Genomic DNA, 18,325 nt, shown 5'->3' with positions numbered 1-18,325 from the left:
TTTAGGTTTGTAGTATGGTTATCGAACCGTCTTTTTCCTTTTGAAAGGAGATAGGGGCAGAAGTAGCTATAATTTCAAGGATAGCTTGTAATCCTTTTCCTTTTTCAAAAGTTGCCGTATAGGTATATTCTCCGACTTGTCGGTCCCTAATGCGGATTGTTACATTAAATTTGCGCTCCAATTTCCTGACGATTTCCCGAAGCGGGATTTCTTTGAAACTTAGAATACCGTCTTTCCAGGATGTTTCCTGTTGACCGTTGACGATCTCTTTACCGATTTTTCGGTTTATTTTGTGGTAAGTTACTTTGTCATTGGGATTTAGACGAAGGTCTTGTTGTTCGGATTGAGAGTCTTTAAAACGCATGGTTATGATTCCCTGGCATAATGTGGCTTCAATGGTGTTATCATCGGCATAGGAAGAGAGGTTAAAGCGGGTTCCCGTAACGATCACGCTCACCAGAGAAGTTTCTACTTTGAAAGGATGTGCTTTATCCGATTTTACTTCAAAATAAGCTTCTCCGTCTAAAAAAATATTCCGATTGGTATCGCAGTAATTTTCGGGATAAATAATACGGCTTCCGGAGTTTAGCCATACTTTGGTTCCGTCTGCAAGTGTTATATTGCCTTCCAAGCCGTTAGGAATAAATATTTCCGTGGAGCTTGCTTGCTGTTTGTTTTGGAGCGATGGACTTTTTATTAAATCCCCGAATAAGGATGACAGAATGATTATAACAGAAACGGCGGCTACTGATGTGTAACTTATCCACCGGATTTTCTCCCACCGGTTTTTCCGCCTGTATAGTTTGTTCTTCAGTTCTTGTAAGTCATGAAGAGTGTCTGTTTTTTGATAAAGGTTTTTTATGGATGAGATATGCCAGATGAATTTTAAACGGTTGAACTCTTTTTTATGTTCCGGAGCGCTTGTCAACCATTCGTAAATACATTTGTTTTCTTGTTCAGTGGATTTTTTTAAAAAGTATTTTATTAGTAAAAGTTCATTGAATTCGATGTTCATAACGATTCGTTTATAGTTATTTATTTTTGTTATTTTAATATAACATATAACGAATCAACAGGTATTTTACCCTAGGTCGGATTTTGAAAAAATGGATATCTTTTAGGAATCCAGGAAATTTTTTAGCTCGGATTTTAGAAATAAAAGAGCTTTACTGATCTGGGCTTCAACGGCTTTTACAGAAATTTGTAATTCTTCTGCAATTTCTTTGTATTTTTTATTTTCGAATCGGTTCATTTCGAAAATTTTGCGGCATTGGGGAGGTAATTTTTGAATCGTATCCTTAATTTTTTCTTCCAGTTCATTGATGATGATTTCATCGAATATGAGATATTTATCATTGCAGTAAGCCAGAATTTTTTGCTCGTATTCTGAGTGTGTTTTACTGTGCCGGAGATGATCGATGGCTGCGTTGCGGACTGAAGTGTAAAGGAAAGATTTAAAGGAAGAATGGTTTTCTTCAGAAAGTACTTTTTCCCACAATTTCATGAATACGTCCTGCACTAATTCTTTGGCGGTTTCAATGTCATGTATGTAATTGTAGGCGTATATACATAATTGTTTATAATAAGTAATAAACAGAAAGTTAAATATCTGATTGTCTAGATGTTTATTTTTTTTGGCTTTCATGCTTTGTTTGTATTCAAAAACTTATAAAAGTTTCAAATATGTGAAAAATAATTTATATGCACTTAAATTATGTTTATAAATTGAAGAAAGAAAAAGAAAGATAAAATTGTATATATATAAAATTCAATTATTTAAATGATTTTGGCTATGTATTTGCAATGCTCGTAATTTTGGCATTTTCTTGCGAGTATTCGGAACAGAGTCTTATGCTGAGATTGAAAAGTACTTTTTAGAATCTTTAGCCTGATATTTATAGGGGTGTTTGCCGTAAAATGATGTTTTTATAAACTATGCTTAAAAATATAGGGGGGGTAAACGTGAAAAATATATGTTTTTATTATATTTGCATCATAAATGAAGGTGGGGAATTCTAATTTTTAATATTTCAATCATTTAATTTATGGCAAAAATCAGATTTTCGGCATTAAAGGAGATGGCCGGCCGTGGACCGGTTGAAAAGATAAAGAAGCAACGGGTAACGGAGGTGTACGGGATGGATGTGTTTACGATGGAAAAGATGAGGCATTATCTGTCAGTGGAGGCGTTCCGGAAGCTGGAGAAGATTATGTTTGAGGGAGGAAGTATCGACCGGATGCTGGCTGATCAGGTGGCAGCGGCTATGAAAGCCTGGGCTGTGGAGAAGGGTGCGACACATTATACGCATTGGTTTCATCCCTTGAACGGGGCTACGGCAGAGAAACACGATAGTTTTATCGATATTCTGAAGGACGGAGATGTGATCGAGGCATTTGACGGGAAGTTGTTGGTGCAGCAGGAACCGGATGCATCGAGTTTCCCGAACGGGGGGATTCGCAATACATTCGAGGCGCGTGGATATACGGCTTGGGATCCGGGTTCTCCGGCATTTATCAATAACAGCACCCTTTGTATTCCTACGGTGTTTGTGGCCTATACAGGGGAAGCGCTGGATTATAAAACGCCGATGCTGAAAGCATTGGCATGGATAGATAAAGCTGCTGTCGATGTATGCCAGTATTTTGATAAAGACGTGCAAAAAGTTATTGCCACTTTGGGGTGGGAGCAGGAATATTTTTTGGTGGATGAGGCGTTGTATAATGCACGTCCTGATTTGAAGTTGTGCGGATGTACGTTAATGGGACATTCGGCAGCTAAGGATCAGCAGTTGGAAGATCATTATTTCGGTGCGATTCCCGAACGAGTGAATGCTTTTATGGATGAATTGGAGTATGAGTGTTACCGTTTGGGAATTCCGGCAAAGACCCGTCACAATGAATGTGCCCCTAATCAGTTTGAACTGGCTCCGGTTTTTGAGGAGGTAAATCTGGCTGTGGATCACAATCAGTTGTTGATGTCGACAATGAAACGGGTGGCCCGTCATTATAAATTCCGGGTGTTGTTGCATGAGAAACCCTTTAAGGGGATCAATGGTTCCGGAAAACATAATAATTGGTCTCTATTGACGGATACCGGCGTGAATTTATTGTCTCCGGGAAAGAATCCGAAATCGAATATGCAATTTCTGGTATTTTTGGTAACGACGGTTAAGGCTGTTTTAGAACACGAAGCTTTGTTTAAAGCTTGCATCGTATCGTTGGGGAATGAACGCCGACTGGGTGGAGACGAAGCTCCTCCCGTAATTATGTCGGTATTTCTCGGACAGCAGCTCGATTCTATTCTGGATGAAATCGAGACGAAGGTGAGCAGTAAGAAAATGAGTCCGGATGAGAAAACCGAACTGAAATTGAATGTGGGAAAGATTCCTGAAATTATGCGGGATAATACGGATCGTAACCGTACGTCTCCTTTTGCTTTTACGGGTAACCGTTTTGAATTCCGGGCTGTCGGGGCTTCGGCGAATTGCGGAGCTTCAATGATCGTTTTGAATGCTGCAGTTGCCGAGCAGTTGGTGGCTTTTAAGCAGGAAACGGATGCGTTGATCGATAAAGGAGTAAAGAAAGACGAGGCTATTTTTCAGACTTTGCGGAGATATATCATTGCCTGTAAAAAAATCCGGTTTGAAGGTAACGGATACAGTAAGGAATGGAAAGAAGAAGCTCAAAAGCGGGGCTTATCTGTCGAGAGCGGTTGTGTGCGTTCGTTGAGGGCTTATCTGTCGACAAAGGCGAAGAAATTATTCATAGATAACGGTATTTTTACAGAACGGGAACTGGAAGCCCGTTTTGAGATTAAAAACGAGACGTATCTGAAAAAATTACAGATCGAATCCCGGGTATTGGGTGATTTGGCTTTGAATCATATTATACCTACAGCTATTGCTTATCAAAATACATTGATCGATAACGTAAAAGGTTTGAAAGATATTTTACCCAACGTGTATGCGGAAGTCGGGCATGTTCAGTTGGAGTCGATCAAGGAGATTTCCATGCATATTAAGGAAATCAAAACGATGGTCAATGATATGACAGAAGCCCGTAAGCTTGCTAATAATACGTATGAGAATGAAGTGGAGCGTGCGGAGTCTTATTCGGAAACCGTGAAACCCTATCTGGATAAGATACGCTATCATATTGATAAATTGGAATTATTGGTGGACGATGAGATTTGGCCTTTACCGAAATACCGGGAGCTTTTATTTTCTAAATAGAACAAAAAACAGGGAGGTTACTTCCCTGTTTTTTTCAAAGTTTTGTTTTTATTTGTCTTTCCGGACATTTTTATTTATCTCCAAAAACGGTAATATACTCCTAACGGTAAAGATTTGTCGAAATGATCCGTAAAATAGAGTTCTCCGAATTGTTCTCCGGTGCATGTTCCTATCAGTTGGCGCACGGCAGTACGGGCGAGTAATGCGGACAATCCCATGGAATAGAGATTCAGTACCAGAAAGCTGTTGTGGGAGGCCAGCAATTGACCGCACAGGCTTAACAGTTCGTTAATGTTTTCTTCCAATATCCATTTTTCACCATCCGGGCCTCGTCCGTAAGCGGGAGGGTCCAGGATGATGCCCTGATATTTTTTCCCGCGTTTTACTTCTCTGCGGACAAATTTCAGGGCATCGTCTACTATCCACCGGATGCCGTCTATACCGGATGCTTCCATATTTTCCCGCGACCAACTGATAACCGGTTTTACCGAGTCTACGTGAGTGACGTCGGCGCCTGCACTGCGGGCTGCCAAAGAAGCTCCTCCCGTATAGGCAAAGAGGTTTAATACCCGGGCATTGTTACCGATTTTGTGGATTTGTTCATATATAAAGTCCCAGTTTGCAGCTTGTTCCGGGAATATACCGACGTGTTTGAAGGAGGTCAGGCCAAGCCGCATACGGAGTTTCATTTTTCCCTGGCTGTAGTTGACAAACCATTGTTGAGGCATTTTCGGCTTGCAGATCCATTCGCCGCGTTCTTCATTGCGTTTGTCTTTGCGGAAATAGGCATGTGCCCGTTGTGTCCATTCCGAATCGGATAAGGATTTGTTCCAAATGGCCTGTGGTTCCGGGCGTGCTATGATGTATTGCCCGAAGCGTTCTAATTTTTCAAAATTGCCGCTGTCGAGCAATTCGTAATCTTCCCAATTGCCGGGCGTCTGTAATTTTATATCCATACATTCAGGAATAAGAGTTCATTTCAAGTAATTGGTCGATGTGTTTACGGTCGTTCCACAATCGGGGAACCTTATTCTGGCCGCCTAGTTTCCCCTGGCCTTTTAACCAGTCGTTAAATAAATTGGGGCGGGCCATATGAATTTTCAGTCGTTCCAGAGACAATAGCCGTTTGGCTTCATAGTCGGAATTCAATTTTTGAAGCTCTGTATCGAGTATGGATGCGAATTGTTCGATGTCGGCCGGTGGGGTTTCAAATTCGATCAGCCATTCGTGTGCACCTTTTTTACCTCCATTCATAAAAATAGGGGCTGCTGTGAATTCCAGTATATGGCAGTCCGTTTTTTCGCAGGTAATCCGTAAGGCTTCCGTCGCATTGTCGATGATCAGTTCTTCGCCGAAAGCGTTAATGAACAGTTTTGTCCGTCCCGTGATTTTGAATTTATAGGGATCGGTAGAAGTAAACATGATCGTATCTCCGATCATGTATCGCCAGAGTCCTCCGTTTGTCGTAATAACCAGTGCGTAGTTGACGTCTTTTTCAATTTCTTCCAGCAGCAGAGCCTGAGGTTGTGATTTACCCAATTCACTGGTTGGTATGAATTCGTAGTATACACCGTAGTCCAGCATGAGCAAAAGAGAGGTATCGTTCGGATCGTCCTGAATGCCGAAGAAACCTTCGGAAGCGTTATAGGTTTCCAGGTATTTCATTTTCGGATTGGGAAGTAGCTTCTTATATTGTTCCCGGTAAGGGATAAAACTGATTCCGCCGTGTATAAAAAGCTCGAGGTTCGGCCACACTTCATGCAGGTTGCTTTTTCCTGTTTTTTCCAGGATTTTATTGATCAGGGTCAAAAACCAGGAAGGTACTCCCGCCAGACAGCGAACGTCCTCTTTGATTGTCGTTTCGCATATCCTTTCGAGCTTTTCCTCCCAGTTGCTCATCAGCATGATGGAGACATCCGGTGTTTTCATGAAGTTGGCCCAAAAGGGGGTGTTGGAGATCAGAATAGCAGAGAGGTCTCCGTATTGGCAGTTGCTGTTCGTCGAGCTGATCTCGCTGCTTCCGCCTAAAGCCAGTGTTTTACCCCCGAAGACCTGAGCGTCCGGATACAAGCGATTGACAATACCTATGATGTCTTTCCCTCCCCGGAAATGACAGTTTTCCAGAGAAGAAGGAGAAACGGGGATGAATTTGCTTTTAGCGTCTGTCGTACCGGAGGATTTGGCAAACCATTTGATATCTTCCGGCCACAATATATTCTGTGTGCCTTCCATGGTTTGGGCAATCAGGTCTTTGATATCCTCATAATGGACAATCGGCAGCCTTTCCCGGTATTGTTCTGCCGTCAGAATGGATTTGAAATCGTATTTCTGTCCGTATGCCGTATTGGCTGCCGTCAAAAGTAATTCCCTTAATGTATTGCGTTGCGTTTCGGTCGGATTGGCTTTGAAATTGTCAATCTGATTTAAGCGCTTTTGCATGAACAGTGAGATGAGTGAATTGATAAACGCCATAAATAAATAGGTTGAGGGTTAAAAATGGTTTTTGCCCTTTCGGTTTTATTCAATCTTCAAAATTCAATTTTAATTGTGGGTCTGCTAAATTAAAACTTTTTCGGTGAAGATCAGTGATCCCGAATTGTTTTATTTTTTCCCGATGTTCCAGGGTCGGATAGCCTTTATTTTGTTTCCAGTTATACATTGGAAATTCTCTGTCCATTTTTTCCATATATTCATCCCTGTGGGTTTTGGCTAAAACCGAAGCGGCGGCAATGGACATGTATTTACCGTCTCCTTTGACGATACATAAATGAGGAATGTCCCGGTATTTTTTGAACCGGTTTCCGTCAATGATGATATGTTCCGGGCGTATGTGCAATTGATCCAGGGCTTTATGCATCGCCATGATCGATGCATTCAGGATGTTTATTTCATCGATTTCGTGATTGTTGATGGCTGCTACAGCCCAGGCTACCGCTTCTTTTTCGATGATGGGCCGGAGTTGGTTGCGCTGTTTTTCTGATAATTGTTTGGAATCATTTAACAGTTCATTATAGAAATTGTCGGGTAGAATGACTGCCGCTGCAAATACCGGCCCGGCCAGACATCCTCTTCCGGCTTCGTCACAACCGGCTTCGATGGCTTCGCCTTTGTATTTCAATTGTAACATAACTTGAGGTTTACATGATTATTTTGTCGCAGAGCGATAAAATAATTCATATTTTTGCAAAAATAATATTTTCAAATTTTAATCTCAGGTTTTCTGTCGAATTATGTTGAGTAAGGAAGAAGTAAAAGAATTGCGGATAAATTTCTGGAATGGTTTCAAACGGTATTGTGCTAAGCGCCGGGTTAACCGGCATTGGGTTTTGACGGGTGTGAAAATAAAATGTACTCAGTTGAAATTTTATGCCGACCGGGAAAAAGCTTTGGTGTTGTTTCAGATTGACCATAAAAATCCATTGAGACGCTATGAGGTGTATGAATGTTTTCTTTCTTACCGTAAGTTGATGGGAGAAAGTTGCGGGGAGGATTTGAAATGGGAGGAAGATTATGCCGGAATAGATGACCGGACTGTCAGTGCTGTTTATTTTGAGTTGGCAGGAGTGGATGTCTTGCGTGCGGAAGATTGGGAGGGTATTTATGCGTTTTTTGTGGAGAAGATGATATTGCTGGAGGAAGCCTATTGGGAATACCGGGATTTGATAAATGAACGGCTTAAGGGGAATGCGGGGAATAATTGAGGATTTATGATTTTAGATTGACGATTCCTTTTTTCCAGGGGAGGGGTGTGGGTATAATCTAAAATCGTCAATCTAAAATCTACAATTAATAGGTTTCGTTTCGTATTTAGAGTGGTTTGGTTTATAAATTAAATTGAAGTCCGACACCCAGAATTTCTTTGAATTGTACGCGGGGACCTGCACTGCCGTTTTTTTGAGTGATTTTTACGTCGTTGTCATAAATGAGGTTGGTGGTCAGGTTTGTCGAGAACCAATTGTTGATTTTCATGTTTAGAAGTACATCCCATCGGACGTCGATATTTTGCGGTTGATCCAGGTAGTTGCAATAAAGATCTACCCGGCTGTAGATCGTCATATTTTTCAGAAATTCGTATTGAACTTCGGCTTTTAGATTGGCTCCGAATTCGGAAAGAAGGTGTTTTCCTTTTTTGACACCGAATGCCCCTGCATCCGATAGCCGGTTGTTGGCGACAAAGGTGCCCCGCCAGGAAGCCGGCGAAAAAGTAGCTGTAAAATAGGGTTTGGGAGTCCAGGTGACACCGGCTCCGATCATCAGATAGGCCGGAGCCATGAATTTTGAAATGAAGGAATCTCTGGAAACCTCATAGTTGTAACCTTTGGCGAATTGGGTCTGGAAGGTAAGCAATCCGCTGAGGTAAAAATTTTTGGCCATTTGGTAGCCGTAGGTGGAAGAGAGGTATATTTTATCATTCGTTTTGCGTGTGCCGTTGCTTTCAGTCCTGTTTAATCCGTAAGCCAGTTCGAGGCGATTATTTAACAGATGCCGTTCTTTTTTGAAATCAGCGGAATAATTCAGCAGGGCATCGAGTCCCAGGGCGGATTCACCCCCGGCAGACCAACTGCTTAGGCTTGCCTGCGAAAGATTGAAGGCTGTTATTCCTTTCCGTTCCCAGTAAGGGTTTTGTCCGGGCTGGGCCAAAAGTGTACAGTAATTCCCGATGAGGAAAAAAATAATATAGATACTTTTTTTCATAATTGTAATTTTTATAAGTCAGAGTTTTTTACTCCTACGAATCGGGAGGTGGGAAGGTTAGGAATAAATGCAGGACTTGTGTATGGAGGTATAAAAAAACAGAGGAGCAACTGAACGGCCCCTCTGTTTTTTTAGTCTTTGTCGATTTCTTCGGCTGGAATGGGAAGCTGATACCTGGTTTCTATGATTTCTTTATCGGAAAAGAAAAAAGAGGCTTCCCAGGCTGCGTTTTCGTCGCTGTCTGAAGCGTGAATGGCATTACGGGTTTTGCTTTCTGCAAAATATTTACGGATGGTATGTTCTGCGGCTTTTACCGGGTCGGTAGCACCGATTAGGGCTCTGAAGTCTGCAACGGCATTTTCTTTTTCGAGTACGGCTACTACAATAGGGCCGGCAGTCATAAAGAGACTCAACGTACGGAAAAACGGACGCTCTTTATGTATGTGATAAAATTTCTCGACGTCGGAACGGCTGAGGCAAACCATTTTAAGGGCCAGAATACGAAATCCCGCTTTTTCAATGATTGTCAGTATTTCTCCGGTATGTTGCTGGCCGACGGCATTGGGTTTGATAATGGTGAAAGTTCTGTTCGTCATAATTTTCAGTTTTAATTGTGTAGCTAAGATAAGTAAAATAAAGAAACCGGGTTTAATTTATGTGGATGTTATCCAGAGAATCTGGTATATAAGGAAATAATTAGAACAAATCTAAATTAGAAAAAAATGTTTTAAATAATTCATTTTTTCTGGTAATGTTTGTAAATTTGACAAAAATCGATATAGGTGTATAATATTTAACAACAAACTTATATAATAATAGGCCATGAACAAATTTATATCAATTGAAAAGGCTGTAGCACAGGTGAAAGATGGGATGACGGTTATGGTAGGCGGTTTTCTGGCTAACGGAACCCCTAACGCAATCGTTGACGCTCTGGCGAAAAGCGGAGTAAAAAATCTGACCTTGATTTGTAATGATACGGCTTTCCCGGATAAAGGGGTGGGACAATGGATTGCCAATAAGCAAGTGAAGAAATTGATCGTTTCTCATATCGGTACGAATCCGTGTACCAGTGAGCAGATGAATAGCGGTGAATTGGAAATTGAATTTGTTCCGCAGGGGACACTTGCAGAGCGAGTGCGTTGCGGAGGGGCCGGTTTAGGCGGTTTTTTGACGACGACAGGTATGGGAACGATTGTTGCGGAAGGAAAGCCGGTTGTTCAGGTCGATGGGAAAGAATATTTGTTGGAGAAACCTTTACGGGCAGATATAGCCTTGGTTGGTGCCAGTTTGGGAGATAAGAGCGGGAACCTGGTATATAAAGGTACTTCTCAGAATTTTAATCCTTTAATGGCGAGTGCTGCGGATTTGGTTATAGCGGAGATAGAGGATTTGGTAGAAGTCGGGGAATTGTTTCCGGAATTAGTGAAGACACCGGGAATTTTTGTCGACTATATTATTGAGAAGTAAAAACGCATGTACAATTTTAAGCAATAGAGAATATGGAAAAATCATTGATAAGATTGAGAATGAGTGCACACGATGCCCATTACGGCGGTAATTTGGTCGATGGTGCACGTATGTTGCAATTGTTCGGAGATGTAGCTACCGAATTGTTGATAAAGCATGACGGGGATGAGGGATTGTTTGCCGGTTATGACAATATCGAGTTTTTAGCGCCGGTGTATGCCGGAGATTATATCGAAGCTACAGGGGAAATTGTACATGTCGGAAATTCTTCCCGTAAGATGGTATTTGAAGCCCGTAAGGTAGTAATTACCCGGACGGATATATCAGAATCTGCTGCGGATTTCCTGGAAGAACCTGTCGTTGTATGTCGGGCGAGCGGTACTTGTGTCGTTCCGAAAAAATGTCAACGGAAAGGATAAATAGTTCGCTTTGTAGAGATTAAGGAAGAAATAAATTAAAGGATAAGTTATGGAAAAATTGATTATAACTGCTGCCATTTGCGGAGCTGAAGTATTGAAAGAACATAACCCGGCTGTTCCCTACACTGTGGAGGAATGTGTCCGGGAGGCCCGTTCGGCTTATGATGCCGGAGCAAGTATCATTCATTTGCATGTCAGATATGACGATGGAACACCGACACAGGATAAGGCTCGTTTCAAAGTGATTATAGATGCTATTCGGGAGGCATGTCCGGATGTGATTATTCAGCCTTCAACGGGGGGGGCTGTGGGAATGACTGACGACGAACGTTTGCAACCGACGGAGTTACATCCTGAAATGGCTACTCTGGATTGCGGGACGTTGAATTTCGGCGGGGATGAAGTGTTTATGAATACCGAGAATACGATTCGTTATTTCGGACAACGCATGATTGAGTTGGGGATTAAGCCGGAATTGGAAGTTTTTGATAAGAGTATGATAGAAATGGCTTTACGGATGCATAAGAAAGGGTTTATCAAGGCTCCGATGCATTTTGATTTTGTGATGGGCGTGAATGGGGGAATCGGCGGTGACATCCGAGATTTCGTTTTTTTACGCCATAGTATTCCTTCTGATGCGACTTATACCGTTGCCGGGATCGGCCGGTACGAATTTCCTTTGGCGGTTTGTGCAATCGTTGACGGCGGGCATGTCAGAGTCGGTTTTGAAGACAATGTATATTTGTCGAAAGGTGTATTGGCTAAATCGAACGGGGAACTTGTCGGGAAGGTGGTGCGTTTGGCAAAAGAGTTCGGACGTGAGATTGCGACACCTGATGAAGCCCGGCAGATATTGGGCTTGAAAGCAAGAGTGTAATCATTTTTCAATTGAATTTTAACTATTAAACTTATATATTGTTATGAAAAAAGGAAATAAATACGGAACCCACAGAGTGATTGAACCGAAAGGTGTGTTGCCTCAACCGGCTAATAAGTTGGACAACAATATGGATGAAATATACGATAACGAAATATTGATTGATGTTCAGACGTTGAATATTGATTCGGCCAGTTTTACTCAGATTCACGAGCAGGCAAAGGGCGATAAAGCGAAGATTGCGGAGATTATGCTGGATATCGTAGCCAAGCAGGGAAAACACCGGAATCCGGTAACCGGTTCGGGAGGTATGTTGTTGGGAACCGTGGAAAAGATCGGAGATGCTTTGATCGGAAAAACGGATTTGAAGGTCGGAGATAAAATTGCCACTTTGGTGTCTCTGTCATTAACTCCTTTGAGAATTGATAAGATCAAAGAAATTCGCGCGGATGTGGATCAGGTGGACATCGACGGAAAAGCTATTTTGTTCGAGAGCGGCATTTATGCTAAAATTCCGGCTGATTTACCTGAGAAACTGGCTCTTTCTGCATTGGATGTGGCCGGGGCTCCTGCCCAGACGGCTAAATTGGTAAAGCCGGGAGACACCGTGTTGATTATCGGTGCCGGCGGTAAATCGGGTATGTTGTGCTGTTATGAAGCTAAAAAGAGAGCCGGAGTGACCGGTAAAGTGATCGGTTTGTGTCATAGTCAAAAGAGTACGGAGCGTTTGCAAAAGCTCGGTTTCTGTGATTATGTATTCTCTGCCGATGCGACACAACCGGTTTCGGTGATGGAGAAAATCTCAGAGTTGACCAATGGAGAAATGTGTGATATTACTATTAATAATGTGAATATTACGGATACGGAAATGACCAGTATTCTTTGTACGAAAGATACCGGATTGGTTTATTTCTTCTCTATGGCGACAAGTTTCACGAAAGCAGCTTTGGGAGCAGAAGGGGTTGGTAGTGATGTAACGATGTTGATTGGTAACGGATACACCAGAGGACATGCTGAAATCACTTTACAGGAACTGCGTGAGAGTGAGGAATTGCGTAAAATTTTTACGGAATTGTATGCTTAAGAATTTAAAAGTCTGGGGTTAGAGATTGTGGCCGATAGCTTCGTGCTATCCGGATTGTTTATAATGGTTGAGCCGGAGCGGATCAGAACAAGGTAAACGGATAGTATGGTTGCTATCGGGCAATTTATTTCGGACCGGATTGGATTGAATGGAACATTATTATTAAAACAAAGTGCTATGACAAGCCGACGAAAAGAGTTTTTTCCGGAAGTAACCGATGAACAGTGGAACGACTGGCATTGGCAGGTAAAAAACAGAATAGAAACTTTGGAGCAGCTAAAGAAGTATATCCGTTTGACAAGAGAGGAAGAGGAAGGGGTACGCGAGTCGTTGAAAACGTTACGTATGGCGATTACTCCTTATTATTTGAGCTTGATTGATCCGGACAATCCGCATTGTCCGATCCGTAAGCAGTCTATTCCGACCATAGAAGAGCTACATAAATCACCGGCAGATTTGCTGGACCCCTTGCATGAGGATGGGGATTCTCCAGTACCGGGGTTGACACATCGCTATCCGGATCGGGTATTGTTTTTAATTACGGATCAATGTGCGATGTATTGCCGGCATTGTACCCGGCGGCGTTTTGCCGGGCATCATGACTGTGCTGCCCCTTCGGAGCGTATTGATAAGGGAATTGAATATATCGCGGCTCACCCGGAAGTAAGGGATGTGTTGTTGTCGGGAGGAGATGCTTTATTGGTGAGCGACGGGCGTTTGGAAGATATTATCAAGCGCTTGCGGGCAATTCCGCATGTTGAAATCATCCGTATCGGGAGCCGTACTCCGGTGGTTTTACCTCAACGTATTACAGAAGGATTGGTAAATATGTTGAAAAAGTATCATCCGATTTGGTTGAATACGCATTTCAATCATCCGAACGAAATCACGGAGGAATCTTCAGCAGCGTGTGCCCGTTTGGCAGATGCCGGGATACCTTTGGGAAATCAATCGGTATTATTGCGGGGAATCAATGATTGCACTCATGTCATGAAAAGATTGGTGCAACAACTGGTACGTATTCGGGTACGACCTTATTATATTTATATATGTGATTTGTCGATGGGGATCGGACATTTCCGCACCCCGGTATCGAAAGGTATTGAAATTATCGAAAATTTGCGCGGTCATACTTCCGGTTATGCCGTACCGACATTCGTTGTGGATGCACCGGGTGGAGGCGGTAAGATTCCGGTTATGCCGACGTATATGATTTCTCAAAGTCCGAATCGGGTCGTTTTACGGAATTTTGAAGGAGTTGTGACGACTTATACGGAACCTTCCGATTACAAAGACGAATGTTATTGCGAGGAATGTGAAAAAGTCCGGAAAACGGAGGGGGTTGCGGAGTTATTGAAAGGAACAAGGTTGTCGATAGAGCCGAACGATCTGGATCGGAAGAACCGGAATTTGTTGGCGAAAGGATGATTTTTTCATTGTTGCAGTGATTCCTGACGGAGGAGAGCAGATGATGTCTTGGATAGAAGATATATTGAGATGTAAGAGTTTGTCGATTATCGGTTTGGAGAAGAATACCGGTAAGACGGAAAGCCTGAATTATATATTACAGGAATTGAAGGATTCGGGCAGGACGATTGCATTGACTTCTATCGGTATAGATGGAGAGAAGAGGGATCAGGTCTGTCAGATAGCGAAGCCGGAAATCGAACTTTACGAAGGCATGGTTTTCGTAACGACCGAGCAACATTATCGAACAAGACGGTTGGTTGCCGAGGTGCTGGATATCAGTGACCGGCGCACTTCACTGGGACGTTTGGTGACAGCCAGGGCTAAAACGGGAGGTAAAGTTTTACTTTCGGGGCCGCCCGATACTGCCGGTTTGAAAGAATTGATTTCGGGAATGGGGAGATGGGAGGTCGGTCTGACAATTGTTGACGGGGCATTGTCCCGTTTCAGCCACGGTTCGCCTGCTGTTTGTGAGGGGCTTGTTTTAGCTACAGGTGCAGCCGTTTCCGGAACGATACCCCAGTTGGTCAACAAGACCAAATATGTGTATGATCTGATTTCTTTAGAAGAGGTTGAGCCGCAAATCGGCCGGCAATTGGAAGAAAAGGAAAGCGGTATTTGGGCGGTTGACGGGCAGGGCGTTGTCAGGGATCTGGGAATTCCCTCGGCATTGATGTTGGAGCGGTATAAGGCAGACGTCTTCCGATATGGGAGGTGTCTGTATGTCGCCGGGGTTGTAAGTGATAATTTGTTGAATTTTTTACGGACGCAAGCCTTGCCGGTAGAATTGATTATTCAGGATTTTACCCGCATGTTTGCTTTACCGGAAACTTATAATTTTTTTGTGCATAAAGGGAATCGTGTAAAGGTTCTTCGGCGTTCCAGGCTTCTGGGAGTGACGGTAAATCCAATGTCGCCTTCAGGTTTTTGCCTGAATTCCGTTCGTCTCCGGGAAGCTTTGGAAGCCGCTTTGAAAATACCGGTATACGATGTGAGAACTATGAAAAGTAAGTGATAGAGATGCAAGTAAGGGAAGCGATAAAACAAATCAGCGGATTCCGTTATCTGATTGACAGGCTGGAGCTCCGTTCCGGTGTCGGCAGGGAGAGGATATTGCATCAGCCATGGATGGAATGTTCTGAAACAATCGAAAAAGAATTGGAGAAAACGGAGCAAATTATCCGGGTAGCCGCTACAAATCCGCCTTTGACTTGTAAGTTCCGGAAGGCACTGGAGCGTGTTAAAAATATCAGAGGTACGATTAAACGTTTATCGGAAAATACGGTATTGGATGACCTGGAGCTTTTCGAAATCAAAAATTTTGCTTCGGCAGTTGTTGAGATCAGGGCATTTACAGAATATTGTCCGGTGGTAGAATTACCGGATTTGACGGCTGTTTTTGTTTTGCTCGATCCGGAAAATACCGGAATATCCCATTTCTATATTTATGATGTTTATTCTCCGGATTTAGCGGCTTTAAGGAAGGAGATCCGGCTGAAAAAATCAGCAGGGGAAGAAGAGGTGACAGAAGCTTTATATTTTAAAAGTGTGGAGATTGAAGATCGGGTCCGGGGTGAATTGACTGTAAAACTTCAGGGATATAAAGAGTCGCTGTCCAAAGCTTTGGAGGGAGTTGCTCATTTGGATGTTTTGCAGGCAAAAGCTTTGTTGGCGGTGCAATTGGACCTGTGTCGTCCGGAAGTTTGTGTTGAGGGGGGTGAAGTTTATACAGCTTATGAAGGTTTGTTTCATCCGGAAATTAAAGATAATCTGCAACGAAACGGTAAGGATTATCAGGCTGTGGACATAGTTATCCGTCCGGAGGTCACTTTAATTACCGGAGCCAATATGGCCGGTAAAACGGTTTTGTTGAAAAGTGTAGCTTTGTCCCAATGTCTGTGTCAGTTCGGATTTTATGTTCCGGCAAAATGTGCCCGGGTGGCTTCCGTGGCGGAAGTTGCCATCAGTAGCGGGGACGGGCAGGATGAGTTGAGCGGTTTATCTTCGTTTGCTGCGGAAATGTTATGTGTGGACAGGATTATCCGGGAAGTTAAAGCAGGAAGAAAAATATTGGTGTTGATAGATGAATTGGCAAGGACGACGAATCCTGCGGAAGGACGTGCTCTTGTTTGTGGGGTGGTAGAACTATTGGCGGGAGCCGGTGTTCCGGTGTTGATTACGACTCATTACAGCGGTATTGAAGGGAGATGCAGAAGATTGCGTGTCAGAGGTTTTCGGGAAGAAAAGATAGAAGGTGCTTTGACATTAGCGAATGTTACTTCGTTTATTGATTATTCATTGGTGGAAGAAGAGCGGGAAGAAGTTCCCCGGGAGGCGATTCGGATCGCCGAGATATTGGGGGTCGACGGAGAGTTGCTTGAAAAAGCAAGACGGGTTATGGAAAAAGAAAATAGAATTAAAAAATAAGATATTCGGACTATGGAGAGTAAATTAGGACTGGATTTTAAGAAGGTCGGCCATGCCAAGGAACTGGCCAGAAAGATTGCCGACGGTGTACAAGGGTTCGTAGAGCAATATACGACTGTCGCTGTCGAAAGAACTTTATGCCGTTTGCTTGGGATAGACGGTGTGGATGCGAATACCGTACCGTTGCCGAATGTATTGGTGAGTGAATTGAAGGAAAAAGGTGTATTGGGGCAGGGCGTGTTGTTTTTTCTGGGGAATGCAATTATTTCTACGGGTAAAGATCCGCAGGAGATAGCTGAAGCTGTGGGTGAAGGAGAGTTGGATATTACCCGTTTGCCGTTTCATTCGGCAGAGGAGATTCAAAAGGCTTTGGAACCTTATGTTGCTTCGACGATTGAAAGAATCATTAAACGGAAGCAAAAGCGGGCAGCTTATCTGGAAAATTTAGGAGAAGGCCCTAAGCCTTACTTATATGTGATTGTAGCTACCGGTAATATTTATGAAGATGTTGTTCAGGCGCAGGCAGCAGCCCGTCAGGGTGCTGATATTATAGCCGTGATCCGGACGACGGGACAAAGCTTGTTGGATTATGTTCCTTATGGAGCAACGACAGAAGGGTTCGGAGGAACGTTTGCTACGCAGGAAAATTTCCGGATTATGCGTAAAGCGCTGGATGAAGTCGGAGAAGAGGTCGGACGTTATATACGTCTTTGTAATTATTGTTCGGGTTTATGTATGCCGGAAATTGCGGCAATGGGAGCTTTGGAAGGGTTGGATGTAATGCTGAATGACGCTTTATACGGAATATTATTCCGGGATATCAATATGCAACGGACACTGGTGGATCAGTATATGTCCCGGGTTATCAACGGTTTTGCCGGCGTGATTATCAATACCGGCGAAGACAATTATCTGACGACGGCGGATGCCGTGGAACAGGCTCATACCGTATTGGCTTCGGATTTGATTAATGAGCAATTGGCTTTATTGGCCGGTTTACCGGAAGAACAGATGGGGTTGGGACATGCCTTTGAAATGGACCCGGAGTTAGAGAACGGCTTTTTGCTGGAGTTGGCACAAGCTCAGATGATCCGGGAGATTTTTCCCCGTGCTACGTTGAAATATATGCCTCCGACCAAATTTATGACGGGAAATATTTTCCGGGGACATATACAGGATGCTTTGTTCAATATGGTCGGTATATGGACTTCTCAGGGTATTCAGTTGCTGGGAATGCCGACGGAAGCCATTCATACGCCTTTTATGTCGGATCGTTATCTTTCCATAGAGAATGCCCGCTATATATTTAATAATATGCGGAATATCGGGGATGAGATCGAATATAAGAAAGACGGTATTATCCGGAAACGGGCGGCGGAGGTGCTGGATAAAGCCATTGCTCTGTTGAAGGAAATGGAGACGGAAGGATTGTTTACGGCGCTCGAGAAAGGAATTTTTGCCGATGTCAAGCGTCCGAGAAACGGCGGAAAAGGATTGGACGGCGTAACGGAAAAAGGAGGTAATTATTATAATCCGTTTGTAAAGATCATGAAACAGTGATATTTACAATTTGAGGAAGACGGATGAAGTTGTAAATCTGATACGTCTACTGGCATATTAAACTTTACGCTTCAATACTGTAATTTACTAAAAT

The 18,325-nt window shown here is 43.1% G+C and carries 17 protein-coding genes; 10 read left to right on the top strand and 7 right to left on the bottom strand.

The window, feature by feature from the left end; all coding sequences use genetic code 11:
* Position 1: 1 nt before the first annotated feature.
* Positions 2-1,015: a FecR family protein gene (locus BN8908_RS12340; protein ID WP_021987064.1), complete on the bottom strand. Its 1,014-nt coding sequence runs from the start codon at positions 1,013-1,015 to the stop codon at positions 2-4.
* A gap of 102 nt (positions 1,016-1,117) precedes the next feature.
* Positions 1,118-1,645: an RNA polymerase sigma-70 factor gene (locus tag BN8908_RS12335; protein ID WP_068690851.1), complete on the bottom strand. Its 528-nt coding sequence runs from the start codon at positions 1,643-1,645 to the stop codon at positions 1,118-1,120.
* Positions 1,646-2,045: 400 nt separating this feature from the next.
* Between BN8908_RS12335 and BN8908_RS12330 the strand changes: the two genes are divergently transcribed.
* Positions 2,046-4,232, top strand: a complete 2,187-nt coding sequence (locus BN8908_RS12330; RefSeq protein WP_068690850.1) for a glutamine synthetase III family protein — start codon at positions 2,046-2,048, stop codon at positions 4,230-4,232.
* 74 nt (positions 4,233-4,306) lie between these two features.
* Here the strand turns inward: BN8908_RS12330 and BN8908_RS12325 are convergent, their stop codons facing one another.
* Genes BN8908_RS12325 through BN8908_RS12315 form a run of 3 tightly spaced genes read right to left on the bottom strand, consistent with a single transcriptional unit; the run spans position 4,307 to position 7,359 of the window.
* Entirely contained in the window at positions 4,307-5,188 is an 882-nt protein-coding gene (locus BN8908_RS12325; RefSeq protein WP_187373431.1) for a class I SAM-dependent methyltransferase, read from the bottom strand.
* 4 nt (positions 5,189-5,192) lie between these two features.
* Positions 5,193-6,704, bottom strand: a complete 1,512-nt coding sequence (locus tag BN8908_RS12320) for a GH3 auxin-responsive promoter family protein (protein WP_021987068.1) — start codon at positions 6,702-6,704, stop codon at positions 5,193-5,195.
* Between the two features lie 49 nt (positions 6,705-6,753).
* A complete protein-coding gene (locus BN8908_RS12315) occupies positions 6,754-7,359 on the bottom strand; it encodes a ribonuclease HII (RefSeq protein ID WP_021987069.1) in 606 nt (201 codons plus the stop codon).
* A 103-nt stretch (positions 7,360-7,462) separates the two neighbouring features.
* Here BN8908_RS12315 and BN8908_RS12310 point away from each other — a divergent pair, with 103 nt between their 5' ends.
* On the top strand, positions 7,463-7,933 hold the full coding sequence (locus BN8908_RS12310) for a DUF4268 domain-containing protein (protein WP_021987070.1): 471 nt from the start codon (positions 7,463-7,465) through the stop codon (positions 7,931-7,933).
* A gap of 121 nt (positions 7,934-8,054) precedes the next feature.
* Here BN8908_RS12310 and BN8908_RS12305 read toward each other — a convergent pair whose 3' ends face one another.
* Complete coding sequence (locus tag BN8908_RS12305; RefSeq protein ID WP_068690849.1) at positions 8,055-8,927, bottom strand: DUF3078 domain-containing protein; 873 nt, start codon at positions 8,925-8,927, stop codon at positions 8,055-8,057.
* A gap of 131 nt (positions 8,928-9,058) precedes the next feature.
* Positions 9,059-9,523 (bottom strand): nucleoside-diphosphate kinase, encoded by a 465-nt coding sequence (gene ndk, locus BN8908_RS12300; protein WP_021987072.1) that lies wholly within the window; start codon positions 9,521-9,523, stop codon positions 9,059-9,061.
* 226 nt (positions 9,524-9,749) lie between these two features.
* Between ndk and BN8908_RS12295 the strand changes: the two genes are divergently transcribed.
* The 8 genes from BN8908_RS12295 to kamD all read left to right on the top strand — a co-directional run bounded on the left by BN8908_RS12295 (position 9,750) and on the right by kamD (position 18,231).
* A complete protein-coding gene (locus tag BN8908_RS12295; RefSeq protein ID WP_021987073.1) occupies positions 9,750-10,397 on the top strand; it encodes a CoA transferase subunit A in 648 nt (215 codons plus the stop codon).
* Between the two features lie 32 nt (positions 10,398-10,429).
* Positions 10,430-10,816, top strand: a complete 387-nt coding sequence (gene kal / locus BN8908_RS12290) for a 3-aminobutyryl-CoA ammonia lyase (RefSeq protein ID WP_021987074.1) — start codon at positions 10,430-10,432, stop codon at positions 10,814-10,816.
* A 49-nt stretch (positions 10,817-10,865) separates the two neighbouring features.
* Positions 10,866-11,693 carry a 3-keto-5-aminohexanoate cleavage enzyme gene (kce, locus tag BN8908_RS12285; RefSeq protein ID WP_021987075.1) on the top strand — a complete coding sequence of 276 codons (828 nt, stop codon included), beginning with the start codon at positions 10,866-10,868 and terminating at the stop codon, positions 11,691-11,693.
* Positions 11,694-11,736: 43 nt separating this feature from the next.
* Complete coding sequence (kdd, locus tag BN8908_RS12280; RefSeq protein WP_068690843.1) at positions 11,737-12,777, top strand: L-erythro-3,5-diaminohexanoate dehydrogenase; 1,041 nt, start codon at positions 11,737-11,739, stop codon at positions 12,775-12,777.
* A 177-nt stretch (positions 12,778-12,954) separates the two neighbouring features.
* Positions 12,955-14,205, top strand: coding sequence for a lysine 2,3-aminomutase (kamA, locus tag BN8908_RS12275; protein WP_068692270.1), 1,251 nt, complete (start codon positions 12,955-12,957; stop codon positions 14,203-14,205).
* A gap of 40 nt (positions 14,206-14,245) precedes the next feature.
* The gene (gene kamB, locus BN8908_RS12270) at positions 14,246-15,259 is read left to right on the top strand and encodes a lysine 5,6-aminomutase reactivase subunit KamB (RefSeq protein WP_316245211.1); all 1,014 of its coding nucleotides are present in this window, start codon (positions 14,246-14,248) and stop codon (positions 15,257-15,259) included.
* Between the two features lie 5 nt (positions 15,260-15,264).
* Positions 15,265-16,671 (top strand): lysine 5,6-aminomutase reactivase ATPase KamC, encoded by a 1,407-nt coding sequence (gene kamC / locus BN8908_RS12265; RefSeq protein ID WP_068690841.1) that lies wholly within the window; start codon positions 15,265-15,267, stop codon positions 16,669-16,671.
* A 12-nt stretch (positions 16,672-16,683) separates the two neighbouring features.
* Positions 16,684-18,231 (top strand): lysine 5,6-aminomutase subunit alpha, encoded by a 1,548-nt coding sequence (kamD, locus tag BN8908_RS12260; RefSeq protein WP_068690839.1) that lies wholly within the window; start codon positions 16,684-16,686, stop codon positions 18,229-18,231.
* Positions 18,232-18,325 lie beyond the last annotated feature (94 nt).

It is taken from the genome of Culturomica massiliensis (genome assembly GCF_900091655.1).
Classification (GTDB): domain Bacteria; phylum Bacteroidota; class Bacteroidia; order Bacteroidales; family Marinifilaceae; genus Culturomica; species Culturomica massiliensis.
This window is presented reverse-complemented; position numbering and strand designations above follow the sequence as displayed.